Origin of the sequence: Nostoc sp. MG11 (assembly GCF_014904695.1) — a bacterium.
GTDB lineage: Bacteria > Cyanobacteriota > Cyanobacteriia > Cyanobacteriales > Nostocaceae > Komarekiella.
The window spans coordinates 24,223-37,106 of record NZ_JACXXN010000009.1 but is presented as its reverse complement, the minus strand read 5'-3'; the positions used below and the strand labels follow the sequence as shown (position 1 = coordinate 37,106).

Here is a 12,884-nt window from a genome sequence, read left to right as displayed (position 1 = left end):
CTACAACGACTCTAAGTAACTCAAAAGATCCGCCATTTCTTGGACGCTAGGTTGGAATTTTGGCATTGGCGGCGTTTCACCACTAATCACTTGGTGAATCAGTCCATACCGAGACTTGTGTTTTGAGACAGCTTGCAAACTGGGCCCGACTCGCCCGTCTGCTTGTATTCCATGACAACCAGCACAGTTGATTTGAAAGATAGCGTGTCCTTGAACTGGGTTTCCTGTTAAAGATAGAACGCTTTTGACGTATGGATCAGAGGCTCGAACCAACTGAACACCAAAAAAGCCCAAAGGGACTGCTAGCAGTATCGCCAGAGCCAACAAAGCGATCCGCTGAATCAGAATTTCAGGTTTGGTAATCTGGTTATCCAAAAGGTTTGCTGTAAAAGTCTAGGTGTACTTAAAAGTTATCATTTCCTACACATAGCTTAAAAGTTCTTGATTGTGTCTGCAAGCACAGAAGATGATTTTGTTGTCGGTAGTCGGGGTCTAAAACGCTGTAGGGCGCGGATTTGTGCCGGATTTGGTAAAATCAAAAACAGGAAACGAATATTTAATAACTGCAAAGAGGAGATTTACAGTGGTTGAACCCCTGCTCTCAGGAATTGTCCTTGGTTTGATTGTCGTCACACTCGCTGGACTGTTTTACGCTGCTTATAAGCAATATAAGCGCGACAACCAGTTGGGAGGGGGGTGAATTAGTGCTGAAGCGCGGTAGCGGGGCGTTTAGCCCGTGCTGAAGCGCGGTAGCGGGGCGTTTAGCCTGTGCTAAGTGGGGAAGATGAGGAAGTAAAGAAAGATGCTTAACAATTACTCTCCCTTATCTTCCTCATCTCTCCCATCTCCCAATTCCACAGTTCTGTAGAAAGTCAGAGCTGTGTTGCCATAAACTTTCTCGCGGCAAATTTCCCAAGTAGAAATCAGTGGCGGTGTCCAACCTGGATTATGTTCAACTGCAATTTCGCCGCTAGGATCTAAAAGTTGACAATGAGCGATCGCTTCTATGACTGGCTGGTACAAACCACTGGCATAAGGCGGATCAAAGTAAATTCTATCAAACTGCTTTCCTGATAAGGTCTTTAACTGTTGGATTGCATCTCCCCGCAATACCTTCCATTCTTGCTCGGAATCAGCCACCGCCTGCCAGTTTTGTTGAATAATGACACAGGCTCGGCTCGATTGTTCAATTCCCACTACTAAGCTGGCTCCTCTACACAAAGCCTCTGCGCCCATTGAACCAGTACCAGCGCACACATCTAGCCAGTGACAACCTGCTATTCCTCCCTGCCAAATATTAAACACTGCCTCCCTTACCCGCCCACTGGTGGGTCTAGTTTCTGTTCCCGGTAAAGTTTTTAGCTGACGATTCCCGTAAATTCTCAGGCTCATGATTAATTAGTCATTAGTCATTGGTCGTTGGTAATTGGTCATTGGATATTAACAAAGGACAAAAGACAAATGACAAAGCGCAAAGTCTGGGCGCTGGCTTCCGGCGATCATAACTTTGTAAGAGAAGACAAAAAACAAAATTAAAAATAGGATTATGCAGCAATTTTTTCGCGGACTTGAGCAACAAAATTAGACAAGATTTGCAATCCAATATTAGAGGATTTTTCCGGGTGAAATTGAACTGCCATAAGGTTTTCGTAGGCGATCGCAGCTGTTACCGTTTGAGTACCGTGGGTAACGGTTGCTGCACGGATTTGCGGGTCAATTGGGTCAACATAATAGGAATGGACAAAATATACCCAAGGATCTGATGGCAAATGCTCCCACAAAATACTTTTTGGCTGAGTCACTTGCAGTTGATTCCAACCCATGTGAGGTATCGCAATGTCAGGTTCGGCAAGAAAGCGCCGCACTTTTCCCTTAACAATTCCCAGTCCTGGTTGAGTACCTTCTGAACTCGATTCAAAGAGAATTTGCAGTCCCAGACAAATTCCCAAAAAAGGTTTACCAGATGCGATCGCATCCTTAATGGGTTGTTCCAAACCACGGGCCCGCAGGTGTTGCACTGCGGGATCAAATGAACCGACTCCAGGCAAAATAACTGCATCTGCCTGTTCTAATTCCTTTGGAGAATAAGTAATATTAGGAGTTGCCCCAGCTTTTTCCAAGCCTTTGCAGACTGAGTGCAAATTTCCCATCTCGTAATCTACGACCGCAATTACTGGCATTTACCTGCTCCTTGTAAATTTATTATGGAGGGTTTTTCTATTCTAAATAATATTTGTTATGAAGAAAAGAATACTATTAACTTCTTTTGCTACTTGGTTAAGCGATCAACAGTCAAATTCTTCTGATGATTTATTACTAGAAGTTACCAAACTTGAATCGCTACCCCATGATTTAACTTTTTTACGCCAGTTACCCGTAGATGTGCAGCTTGCCAGTTCTCAGGTAATTGAAAAAATCAATGAAATGCAACCTGATTGCATCATCTGTTGTGGGATGGCTGTAAGCCGTAAGCAATTAAGTGTGGAAGTAGGTGCTAGCTGGGGAAAAAGTATTTTGCAGACGAGCGTTGATTTAAAAAAATTAGTCATGGGAACTGCGGAAATTGAGATTAGTCACGACTGCGGTAAATTTGTCTGCGAGAGTCTTTATTATTCAGTCCTGAACTACCTGTGTCAAAATCAACTCACAAAGTGTTGTATTTTTGTCCACGTTCCGGTTATAAATCAAGAAAATTTGCTCGGAATTCTTGGAGATTTCGTATTAATTATTAACAATCTGGCACTTATATAAAGTTGTCAGCGTCTTTTTGGAGGACAAAATATCTAAAAATATGTGGCCATTGTTACTATTTTTCCCAATCGCCCAATTAACTCCTGCTACGCCACCGCCTGAAGAAGTGGTAGAACCGCAAGAAGTGCGTCCTTTACCAGGCAAGCTGGATACAATACCAACATTTAACAGTAATAGTCCAGAATTAGTTTTGAAAGAAGGGATTTTACTCTCTACCTTTCCACCAGATGGTAAAAAAGTGCCAACGGCACATCTAAATTTTCCCTTTCGGGGGCGATTTGATATTTTTGCCCATCACGTTGCTAAAGCTGATCCACCAGAGAATTTGCGCTCGCTCTATTTGGGGATAATTTTGCATAACCCTGGTTCACAACCAGCGAAAGTAAATATTTGGCAAGCAGCGAGTTATTTGAGTCAACCCGATGCACCATTTATTCAGTTACCATCTTTGAGTCAAAATCTTTTGGGTACAGTTTTTGCCGGGCCGGGCGATCGCGTCATGTCTGATATCTTAAGAGGAAGGCGACAAGAGATTTTCCCGGCTCAAATAGAGATTCCATCAGGGCAAAGTCAGATGTTACTAAATCTGCCAATACCAGTGCAAGGATTGACACCGCCTTTGAATGGTCGGTCTACGTTGATGCGACTGTGGAGTAATAGCACTGTCTATGCAGCTAGCCTAGCGATGTTTGCACGCACAAATCCTGACGGTAGCGAGCGATCGCCTACTTTAGCAGAGTGGCAAAATTTACTAGATAATGGTGACTTAGCTGGCCCACGTGATAAAACCCCTACACCTCTAGAAGATACTGGCAAGCCGAGAATTTATGGACGTGTTGCTGGAGTAGCTGGGGGTTCCCAATGGAAAACCTTTTTGGTGGATAGTCCTAAAGCTAGGTATCTAACTATTCCGCAGCCTGGTCAAGTGTTTTCTTACGCTCTAAGTACCCTGCATGGCGGGACTCTGGGGACTGGTCAAATTCAGAGTGCAACCATGCTGGTGCGCTATCCTGACACCGCATATCGTGCTCACGGTAACTATGGGATTCAATATAGTCTCAAGTTGCCGCTATATAACAATAATCAAAGTCCTCAGACTGTGAGTGTATCCATGCAAACACCACTCAAAGAGGATCAATTGGTAAAACCAGGTTTACGCTTTTTTAGTACACCAGCCCGCCAAGTTTTCTTCCGGGGTACAGTGCGGGTACGTTACAAAAATGACCAAGGTCAGTCACAAACCAAGTTTGTACATCTAGTGCAAAAGAGAGGTCAACCAGGAGAACCGTTAGTTTTATTAAATATGAAACCAGGCGATCGCTCCTTAGTAGAAGTAGACTTTCTCTATCCGCCCGATGCTACACCACCGCAAGTATTAACAATATCAACCCAGGCTGAAAAACGGTAACAAGTTATAAATAATATCAAGTTGCCAAATATACTATTTTGTCATACTGTTTGCCTTGGTTTTCGCAGAGTAAGAAACGCAGTGTAGTGTACTCAAGATTCTTTCCTACGGAACGCTGCGCGTAGCTTGCTTCCCGCAGGGTACTCTTGACTCAGAATGACAAGCAGTGGCAACTTGGTATAAAAATTAAAGCTTGTTTTTTGGGGATTCAAAAAATAGTTTGTAAGATATCCATGTCAATGCTGCAACAATAATAATCCCGGCAACCACTGAGGCTATTCTTACTGCAACTAGCACCGCAACACCCAAAGCAAAAAGTTTTCCAGCGAGAATAAGTTTTTTCATCAACGATTTTGAGGAATTTTCCAGCTGATGCTTATGCTTAACAGTTTTATGAAAAGGCGCATCAGAAGCATGGATGTCAGCTTCCATCTCTCGGAGTCTGACTTGCATTTCTCGTTCTCGTAGTGTACGTTCCCGTTGTTCAATTTCTTTATAGCGATCGTCTTGAGATGTCATCAGTATCCACCCCTTTGAGAACAATAAAATAATATCAGTACTTATTAGTTAGTCTTTTTGTATATTAGCTCACGTCTAAGTAAGCAGTATTGTATTGCTGACAAAGCTAAAAAATCATCCTGATGTGTCAGAGAAATATCTAGCAAATCTTGCTACCGCCAGGGGCGATCGCATATTGCCAGGGTTTATTCTAAAGTTTATTCTAAATTTGAGTCAGGTATGGTAGCGATCGCACTTGCCTAAAGAATGGAAGGCGATCGTTATCTTGCCACCACTATAAGCCAAAATTTTTATAGATACTCACGTTAGGCGTTAGGTAAATTCAAAATGGATATCAAAAATGGCTTTGTAGGCACTATTGGTAACACACCTCTGATTCGCTTAAACAGCTTCAGTGAAGAAACAGGTTGCGAAATCCTCGGTAAAGCAGAATTTCTGAATCCTGGTGGTTCCGTCAAAGACCGGGCCGCACTTTACATTATCAAAGATGCAGAAGAGAAAGGTCTACTTAAACCTGGTGGTACTGTCGTAGAAGGAACTGCTGGTAATACTGGCATTGGACTAGCACATATATGCAACGCCAAAGGCTACAAATGCCTAATTATTATTCCTGATACCCAATCACAAGAAAAGATAGACGCACTGACAGCGTTAGGGGCAGAAGTTCGCCCCGTCCCCGCTGTACCCTACAAAGACCCCAACAACTACGTCAGGCTATCTGGCAGAATAGCTGCTGAGTTGGAAAATGCCATTTGGGCAAATCAGTTTGATAATTTAGCCAACCGCCGCGCCCACTACGAAACCACAGGGACGGAAATTTGGGCGCAGACAGATGGTAAAATTGATGGGTGGGTAGCTGCAACTGGTACTGGCGGTACTTTTGCTGGTGTGGCGTTGTACTTTAAAGAACAAAATCCAGCGATTAAATGCATTGTTGCCGATCCGCTGGGTAGCGGACTTTATAGCTATATCAAAACTGGTGAAATCAAGATCGAAGGAAGTTCCATCACCGAAGGTATTGGTAACAGTCGCGTCACAGCCAATATGGAAGGCGCACCCGCTGATGATGCCATCCAGATAGATGATACAGAAGCATTGCGGGTAGTTTATCAGCTACTACGAAAAGATGGGCTGTTAATGGGTGGTTCCACAGGTATTAATGTTGGTGCAGCTGTTGCCCTAGCTAAGCAATTGGGCCCAGGACATACCATCGTTACCATCTTATGTGATAGTGGTTCCCGGTATCAGTCGCGGATATTTAACCGCGAATGGCTTACCTCTAAAGGACTGTCAGTAGATTAGTCATTAGTCATTCGTCATTAGTTATGAGCAAGAAGGACTTACGCAAAAATCGCTAGAAATTTAATTTATTGTTCGCGTAGCGTGCCGGAGGCATACCGCCTACTCCTTAGTGGAAGCAAGCGACAAAGCAGCGTTTCACAGAGAAAATCGCCAATAATTCGTAGAGTGTGCATAAGTTCTAGCAATAAAGAACAAATGACAAACATAACTCAATCATCAAACTTCCCCACAATAGACCAACCCTCTTCTCCTAAATGCGTGCGAGTATGCCAAAATCGCACTTGTAAAAAGCAAGGCGCAGCCAAGGTATTAGAAGCTTTTGCGGCTTTACCAGTCCCGGAAGTGACGGTGAGTGCTAGCAGTTGTTTGGGACAATGCGGTAATGGCCCGATGGTACTGACATTACCCGACATGGTTTGGTATAGCGGCGTTCAACCCAATGAAGTACCTTTACTGGTAGAACAACATTTACGAAGTGGTAAAAGAGTCAAACAGATGCTTTATTATCGATTTCATCCACAAGGATAAACGGCGTTGCTGAATCCAGGTATGAATTTATCTCACGCAGAGACGCAGCGGAAAGTCTGAGCGCCGGCTTCCGGCGAACAGAACTTTTCAAGACAGAGGCGCAGAGAGTAAGAGTTTAAGATATTAAGTTTTTAAATTTCATACTTCAATTCAGCAATGCCGGATAAACCTAATTAAAATCATACAGGTCTGCACTCTTGTTGACTGAAGCGAGGCATCCAATGAACATCCAGCTGCTACGTCAATCCTTGAAACAGAAGTGGCTAAGTTACTACGAGCAAAATTGTCCCTGGCTTGCCAAAATGCGAATTTGGGGCACTTACGATGGTGTGCGGCGTCCTTTATCTGGTTTTATTTTGGCAACGCTGTCTGTTTTGGAGCCCCAGTTTGATGAGATACTTACTTTTCTCTCTGAGCTAAGTAATAATCCTGACAAAATAGTTGCAGCTTTAGGCCTCAACTTCAATCCCGATGAAGAGTTAAGTTTAATAAAATTAGAGCATTCTGTGGCTGCAAATCAGGTTGATTACACATCTTCAGAGGATATAGGTTTAGAGGAGAGCAAAGCTATGCCATTTGTTACAACTGCTACTAAGATAGCTCCCCAGCCTATTGCCAAGACGTCAGACTCCCAAAAGCTGCCATCAGATCTACTACGCACACACAAGTTAATACCATTGTTTACAGTTACTACGGAAGTGGCTCGCACACACAAACCTGTACCAGCGATCGCAACTGCTACTAAGATTGCACCTGAGCCTCCTGCCAAGTCACCAGCCGCTTTACTACGTGAAAAACAAGCGCGATTGCAACTTGAGATGCTCTCTTCAGCGACATCGCTAACAATTACCACTGAGGTTCCCCGCAAAGCCAAAACCATGCCCTCTTTAGCATTGGCTGCTGAGGGTTCCGGTAATGGCACAGTACGACCCCTTGGGCGGCTACCTTCAGTACCATCACTGGCAATTACCACCGAGATTCCTCGTAATGGCAAACATCTGAATATACAACTACAAGACGTTAAGAAAAAACTTAATTTATCACTCAACACTAATGCCCGTAGTCTAGCCTCGTGGGTAGATGAGTTTTGTCAAGGCACTGGAAGGGATTGAGTTAATACTTTCGCCTATAAGCACTATGAATCTCCTTTGTAGTCTGGGCAAAGGTTAAAGGGTAAGGAGTGAATTTCAGCCTTTCCCTTTTAACCGACAGGTGGAAATTGAGTGTCTACTGACTCTATTCATCCTGCAACGATGCAAACTATGGGTATTCGTGAGAAACAAAGGGGATTACGACTATTTCGCCCTCAGTTTCTCCCACTTGAACTTTTAAACCAACGCCACCGGCTTTGGTGCGGATGTAACCCAGTCCAAAGTAACCATCAGCGGTTTCTGTGTAACTGGTAAGTTTGCCGACTTTTTCGTCTCCAACGGCGATCGCACTTCCAACTTCAGCAGGAGCACTGAGGCGGATACCCCAGAGGTGTTGTTTTACACCTTTGTATGTGTTTAACCGAGCGATGGTTTCTTGCCCGATGTAGCAACCCTTGTTAAAAGAAATAGTCTGCCACAAACCAACTTCCAAAGGGTTGTAATCATCAGTCAATTCAGAATCGGGAAATGGGCGTCCTTCTAAGATTCGCAATGCATCCCAAGCGCGATCGCTCATTTCTACCGCCCCCGCCTCTAACAGTTTGTTCCACACTGTGGCTTTATCAGTATAGGGGAAAGTAAAGGTGTATCCCGGAGCCGCTAACCCGCTACCGACAGCGATTCGTACACCCTCAGCGGGAGGAATTGTATATACTTGGTGACTAGCGTAAGGTTGTCCAATTAGCTCACCAATATCCAACTTTTCCATAACAGCATCGCTTCCTGGGCCGATGAGGCTGAAGGTGTTGGTGTATTCTGTAATATCAGATAATTCCACCTTATCGGTAAAGAAAATATATTTATCCAGCCATTCCATCAAAAACTGGCGGCGGTTAGGTGAAACTAGCAAGATTACCGCATCTTCTCTAACGTAGGCGGTTGCTAGATCAATTGTCCTGGCCGTGGAAGTGACGAAAACAGTATCACAACCTTGTCCTGGCTTGAGTATTTGGAAATTGTTAGTACTTTGATTATGCAAAAAGTTGAGGCGATCATCGCCAGCTACTTTGATGCGTCCCCAGTGAGAGCGATCGCATACAGCAACCCCAACTCTTGCGGCTTCGATAGCTGCTGCGTCTTTACCGTCAATTGTAGATGTTGGCATGATGATGAAGAGTTGCCCTGTTTCAATGTTGTTGCACTGGAAATCTTAGCAAATAAGAGTTTGCGGCTTCAATGACATAGGGGCGGAAAGGGCGAAATTACGGAAAGTATTTGTAAACATCTTTTCTGTGCAATACCCTTACAAAAATTACCGCATCTTCGTACACAGCAATACCAATTCTGATGAGATAATAGTCACAATCAGCTTTGAGTTTTTTAATACTACCTACATCCGCCAGATTTTCAACGTTCTCTACTTCTTCAATAGCCGTCTTAATCCTTTGAAGCAAAGCTTCGTTCCGAATATTTTTTAAATCTTTCTCAAAGCTTTTTCTGAACTCTGCGTTCATTCTTGACTGTCCAAAACTTTGAAAATAGCTTCGCGGCTGACAGCTTCAGTATTTTCACCTTCCTTGATAGCTCTTTCTAAAGCTATATCTTCCATGATTTGTGTCAATAAATCAGAAAACATCTCTTTTTGCTCTTGAAGTACTTCAATAATTGCTGTTTTCAATAGTTCCTTAAGTTTAATCTCGTCTAAGTTCATTTCAGCCATATATATTTTAGTTACTTAATTTTTCTTGATAGTAGCGTACGTATTATCTCAACTTCCATATATGTAATAAAATCAGAAGATAATGACAAAAGTTAAAAAAGTTATGAAAAGAGCTTTTAGCGCGAGTGTGTGGCAAGAAGGTAATTGGTTTGTGGCACAGTGTTTAGAGATTGATATTGCTAGCCAAGGCGAGACTGAAACTGAGGCATTGGCTAATCTTGAGGAAGCTTTGTCATTGCATTTTGAATCACCAGTAGCTACTATTATTCCTCAAATTAAGACACTTCAGGTAGAAATAGGTGTCGCTTAAACCATTACCTTATCGTGAAGTGAAGCGTAGATTAGAGGCAGCAGGCTTTGAGGAAGTTAGCCAAAAAGGTAGTCACGTAAAGTTTGCCAAATCTACCGATGAAGGAACCCGTACTGCAATTGTGCCTCGTCATCGAGAAGTCACGATTGGTACACTTAGCAGCATTTTAAGACAAATTGGCATAAGTGTAGAAGAGTTTGACAGTTTGTAAATGCGATCGCTCTTTACTGTAATTAACTAAAGACTTATTTCAGCTTGAATTTCTTGAATGATTGTTAAAATTTCTTCTTCTGATTGAATATGCCGTGCTAATACTTGAGCGGTTGATTCAAGCACGCGCTCAGAGAATAATTTAGCTAAGTCTTGCCGCAAACTCTGCCCAATGTAAAATTTGAGTAATGCTTCAAGTGACATATCTCGATTAGCTGCGACTTTTTTGAGCGATTCTAATGTATCTGTTGGTATCTTTATTGATACTGTTTCTGTATCACGAGGTTTTAAATGTAGTTCGAGTTTTTCATCAGGCTTGTTCATATAGCTTTCTTTCTGTGCGAGTAGCTGGACGAGCGGATATAATGCGTGTTCTACTACCACGTTCTAGATAAACTACGAGTAATAAGCGTTGAGAAAGAGAATAGCCCAAAATGAAATCACGCTGTTGATTATTAGCAGTAGCATCACCCACTTGGATGCGAGTAGCTAGAAGGTTTGTTGATTAGAGGATGAGATGCGATCGCTTTTAACGTAGCAGTGCAATCACTGACGCCAATCTTTTGATTAGTCATCTAAGCTATACGTGCTTTAGCTAATCTTTACCTCAACACTTACGTAATTATGTCTTCTGAACAGTTTCAGGCAGCACATGACAGCATCTACAACGCTGGCACACATCTCTTACAGTACCTTCAAGAAATTCACCAAAGTCGCCTCAGTGAAGGAGACGAAACTAAAGGTTTGCAGAGTGTCGAGGTTGAGATCAACAAAGCCCTACACGCATTGAAAGAGCAAAAGTATCAGGTGGCTGTCATTGCAGCGATGAAAGCTGGCAAGAGTACCTTTCTGAATGCCGTGATTGGTGCTGATGTTCTAGCAAGTGAAGCAGAAGCCTGTACAGTCTGTCGTACCGATATCCGACCAATTGATGCTAAGGCCATACCAAGACTGCTGGAGTATCGGCAGGGGCAAAAGAAACCTGTTGTTATTGCCGAGGGTGACTCTGGTCTGATTCGGCAAAAATTTCTAGATCACACTCACAAGCTTCGAGCTACAGCTAATCATGACAACACCACACGCTTTGAACTAGAGCATCCTATAGAAGCGATCAGCAAACTGTCATCACTAACTGGTTTTACCTTAGTTGACACTCCAGGCCCCAACGAGTGGGAATCAGCAGGTTTAGTACAGTTGCACTCAAGCAAACAGCTTTGGAAGCGCTGCGAACATGTGATGCTATTTTATTTGTTTTAGATTACTCATCCTTCAAAGACAACACTAATTCAGAGTTGCTTCAAGAGTTGATAGCGCAGCGTGGAGAATTTCTCGCAAAGAATACCGGTAAAATCTACTTCATTCTCAACAAGGTTGATCGAAAAGCAGAAGGAGATCGAGCTATTGATGATGTAATAGCAGATTTGACACAGGCTTTGATAGGATTTGGCATTCCAGATCCCATAATTTACCCTACGAGTGCATGGCAAGGACTTTTAGCTAAATTAATCCAGCAAGGTACAGCTAACGATAGCCATTTAAAAAACTTCAAAAGATTCTTTAGTGCTAAGTATGCTGTAGAAAATGAGGAAGGCGACCTTGTAACCCCTGCTCCAAAGAAAATTGCACCACTATCTTTAAAAGATAGTTTGATTCCTACTATTGAAGAATCAGTGATTCAAACTGTAGTTCAAAACTCTGGCTGGAATCTTCTAAGTGATGTTTTGGCAAGCCTTATTAAGGCAGGTCTGGCAATAGAGGATAGTCTGAATACACGGTTCATTGGTTGGGAAATGGAGATTGAGAGCCTTAAACAAAAAGTAGAAGACTACAGGGGACGCGCTGATTCGGCTAAACAAAAGGTTGAAGAGGTAAAAAACTCTGTAGAGCAACAAAAACAGAAGTTAATGAAGGGATTTAGCAAAGGAATTAATATGTTCGCTGAGGGTGCTAAAGCTAATATTCAAAAAGAAATTGATCAGATTGCTCACTCTAGGTCTGCCAAATATCAAACAATCGAATTTCAAAATAATTATCAAAATATTAAAATGCAGGAATCTAATACAGATAACATGGGAGGAATTATAGAGGAGTTTAGTGAAGGTATACTGGAATTTTTTCCTGCTTTAAGAGGTTTAAGTAAAATATTTAGAGTAGGTATTAAAGTAGGAGAATCGTTACTCAGTTCTTTGAGCAAGTCTTTTCCAGAATATTTGGATAGCAAAGATTCCTTTGTGGAAATAGATCAAACAAAAATTGCCGATCCGTATAAAATTAGAGTTAAGTCTAAAAAAGATGCTGAAACCATTAAATTAACAATTAATGAATTTTGTGCTCCGCATATTCAAAAATTGTGGTTAGAAACGCAAGATAGATTAGTTAGAGACGGAACAATAATCAGAGAGGAATTAGTACAAATAATACAAGAAGATATTCAATCGATATCAAATGATTTGTCTGATTATCTGGGAAAAACTTTAGAGGTTGAACTTAATATTAACACGATTCAATTTCCAAAATTTAAGTTTAAAGGTATTGATGCAGTAATTCAACATCAGCAAGATGTCATTATCGGAAAAACTCCAGAAAAGAGAAGCGGTACTTGCTGTCAACCTGATTATTATGTTGATGTTCCAATTAAAGGAGATGTTTACGACATTGACTTAAAAGAAACAGCAAGATTAATTCAGCAAAAGATAGATGAGCAAGTTTTAAGAAACCAATATCTACTAGAGAGAGTTATTGATAAACAGGTATCGAAAGACTTTAGAGATGCAGAACAGCAAATTAATGAATACATGAATAGGTTTCAAGAGCAGTTTGACCTTGTACTAAGAGAACGGGAAACTAGAGAGGTTGAGAAGGTGCAAATTCTTGCAACCCTTGAAGTCCAGAAAGCAAAGCTTAATGAATATTTGAGCGAATTGGTTCCTATTCAAGCATCTTTGGATAATTGGAAGCCAATGAAAGGAATTAGATAAGCAATAACATAGCTTAAAAAAGCGATCGCCCCTTTTACCTCAAAGCCCACGGAAGTGGGCTTCGTTC

The 12,884-nt window shown here is 42.0% G+C and carries 20 protein-coding genes; 11 read left to right on the top strand and 9 right to left on the bottom strand.

Annotated elements, in window-relative coordinates:
* Complete coding sequence (locus HCR01_RS15395; protein WP_162398170.1) at positions 1 to 375, bottom strand: c-type cytochrome; 375 nt, start codon at positions 373 to 375, stop codon at positions 1 to 3.
* A gap of 208 nt (positions 376 to 583) precedes the next feature.
* Here HCR01_RS15395 and petG point away from each other — a divergent pair, with 208 nt between their 5' ends.
* Entirely contained in the window at positions 584 to 700 is a 117-nt protein-coding gene (petG, locus tag HCR01_RS15390; protein WP_162398169.1) for a cytochrome b6-f complex subunit V, read from the top strand.
* 113 nt (positions 701 to 813) lie between these two features.
* On the opposite strand, the gene rsmD is transcribed toward petG, so the two are convergent.
* Together rsmD and hisH are read right to left on the bottom strand one after the other, a co-directional pair.
* Positions 814 to 1,392, bottom strand: a complete 579-nt coding sequence (gene rsmD, locus HCR01_RS15385) for a 16S rRNA (guanine(966)-N(2))-methyltransferase RsmD (RefSeq protein WP_193197030.1) — start codon at positions 1,390 to 1,392, stop codon at positions 814 to 816.
* Positions 1,393 to 1,544: 152 nt separating this feature from the next.
* Positions 1,545 to 2,180: an imidazole glycerol phosphate synthase subunit HisH gene (gene hisH, locus HCR01_RS15380; RefSeq protein WP_193197029.1), complete on the bottom strand. Its 636-nt coding sequence runs from the start codon at positions 2,178 to 2,180 to the stop codon at positions 1,545 to 1,547.
* Positions 2,181 to 2,238: 58 nt separating this feature from the next.
* Here hisH and HCR01_RS15375 point away from each other — a divergent pair, with 58 nt between their 5' ends.
* On the top strand, positions 2,239 to 2,751 hold the full coding sequence (locus HCR01_RS15375) for a peptidase C15 (RefSeq protein WP_193197028.1): 513 nt from the start codon (positions 2,239 to 2,241) through the stop codon (positions 2,749 to 2,751).
* Between the two features lie 40 nt (positions 2,752 to 2,791).
* A complete protein-coding gene (locus HCR01_RS15370; protein WP_193197027.1) occupies positions 2,792 to 4,159 on the top strand; it encodes a DUF3370 domain-containing protein in 1,368 nt (455 codons plus the stop codon).
* 186 nt (positions 4,160 to 4,345) lie between these two features.
* Here HCR01_RS15370 and HCR01_RS15365 read toward each other — a convergent pair whose 3' ends face one another.
* The gene (locus HCR01_RS15365) at positions 4,346 to 4,678 is read right to left on the bottom strand and encodes a DUF3040 domain-containing protein (protein ID WP_193197026.1); all 333 of its coding nucleotides are present in this window, start codon (positions 4,676 to 4,678) and stop codon (positions 4,346 to 4,348) included.
* Between the two features lie 94 nt (positions 4,679 to 4,772).
* Between HCR01_RS15365 and HCR01_RS39985 the strand changes: the two genes are divergently transcribed.
* The 4 genes from HCR01_RS39985 to HCR01_RS15350 all read left to right on the top strand — a co-directional run bounded on the left by HCR01_RS39985 (position 4,773) and on the right by HCR01_RS15350 (position 7,620).
* Complete coding sequence (locus tag HCR01_RS39985; protein WP_264299910.1) at positions 4,773 to 4,904, top strand: hypothetical protein; 132 nt, start codon at positions 4,773 to 4,775, stop codon at positions 4,902 to 4,904.
* 101 nt (positions 4,905 to 5,005) lie between these two features.
* The gene (locus HCR01_RS15360; protein WP_193197025.1) at positions 5,006 to 5,980 is read left to right on the top strand and encodes a cysteine synthase A; all 975 of its coding nucleotides are present in this window, start codon (positions 5,006 to 5,008) and stop codon (positions 5,978 to 5,980) included.
* Between the two features lie 195 nt (positions 5,981 to 6,175).
* Positions 6,176 to 6,508: a (2Fe-2S) ferredoxin domain-containing protein gene (locus HCR01_RS15355; protein WP_193197024.1), complete on the top strand. Its 333-nt coding sequence runs from the start codon at positions 6,176 to 6,178 to the stop codon at positions 6,506 to 6,508.
* 221 nt (positions 6,509 to 6,729) lie between these two features.
* A complete protein-coding gene (locus HCR01_RS15350; protein ID WP_193197023.1) occupies positions 6,730 to 7,620 on the top strand; it encodes a DUF5331 domain-containing protein in 891 nt (296 codons plus the stop codon).
* A 148-nt stretch (positions 7,621 to 7,768) separates the two neighbouring features.
* Here the strand turns inward: HCR01_RS15350 and HCR01_RS15345 are convergent, their stop codons facing one another.
* The 3 genes from HCR01_RS15345 to HCR01_RS15335 form a co-directional block, all read right to left on the bottom strand.
* Positions 7,769 to 8,764: a YgfZ/GcvT domain-containing protein gene (locus HCR01_RS15345; protein ID WP_193197022.1), complete on the bottom strand. Its 996-nt coding sequence runs from the start codon at positions 8,762 to 8,764 to the stop codon at positions 7,769 to 7,771.
* Positions 8,765 to 8,861: 97 nt separating this feature from the next.
* Entirely contained in the window at positions 8,862 to 9,113 is a 252-nt protein-coding gene (locus tag HCR01_RS15340) for a type II toxin-antitoxin system RelE family toxin (protein WP_193197021.1), read from the bottom strand.
* Entirely contained in the window at positions 9,110 to 9,319 is a 210-nt protein-coding gene (locus HCR01_RS15335) for a hypothetical protein (RefSeq protein ID WP_193197020.1), read from the bottom strand. Before HCR01_RS15335 ends, HCR01_RS15340 begins: the two co-directional genes overlap by 4 nt.
* A gap of 103 nt (positions 9,320 to 9,422) precedes the next feature.
* Between HCR01_RS15335 and HCR01_RS15330 the strand changes: the two genes are divergently transcribed.
* Entirely contained in the window at positions 9,423 to 9,629 is a 207-nt protein-coding gene (locus HCR01_RS15330; protein ID WP_193197019.1) for a type II toxin-antitoxin system HicB family antitoxin, read from the top strand.
* Complete coding sequence (locus tag HCR01_RS15325) at positions 9,619 to 9,840, top strand: type II toxin-antitoxin system HicA family toxin (RefSeq protein ID WP_193197018.1); 222 nt, start codon at positions 9,619 to 9,621, stop codon at positions 9,838 to 9,840. Before HCR01_RS15330 ends, HCR01_RS15325 begins: the two co-directional genes overlap by 11 nt.
* A 26-nt stretch (positions 9,841 to 9,866) precedes the next feature.
* Here HCR01_RS15325 and HCR01_RS15320 read toward each other — a convergent pair whose 3' ends face one another.
* Together HCR01_RS15320 and HCR01_RS15315 are read right to left on the bottom strand one after the other, a co-directional pair.
* Complete coding sequence (locus HCR01_RS15320; protein WP_193197017.1) at positions 9,867 to 10,163, bottom strand: hypothetical protein; 297 nt, start codon at positions 10,161 to 10,163, stop codon at positions 9,867 to 9,869.
* A complete protein-coding gene (locus HCR01_RS15315; RefSeq protein ID WP_320073119.1) occupies positions 10,150 to 10,314 on the bottom strand; it encodes a BrnT family toxin in 165 nt (54 codons plus the stop codon). Before HCR01_RS15315 ends, HCR01_RS15320 begins: the two co-directional genes overlap by 14 nt.
* Before the next feature lie 149 nt (positions 10,315 to 10,463).
* Between HCR01_RS15315 and HCR01_RS38700 the strand changes: the two genes are divergently transcribed.
* Positions 10,464 to 11,096 (top strand): dynamin family protein, encoded by a 633-nt coding sequence (locus HCR01_RS38700; RefSeq protein ID WP_226889365.1) that lies wholly within the window; start codon positions 10,464 to 10,466, stop codon positions 11,094 to 11,096.
* A complete protein-coding gene (locus tag HCR01_RS15310) occupies positions 11,054 to 12,817 on the top strand; it encodes a dynamin family protein (RefSeq protein ID WP_226889364.1) in 1,764 nt (587 codons plus the stop codon). Before HCR01_RS38700 ends, HCR01_RS15310 begins: the two co-directional genes overlap by 43 nt.
* The last annotated feature ends 67 nt before the right edge of the window (positions 12,818 to 12,884 follow it).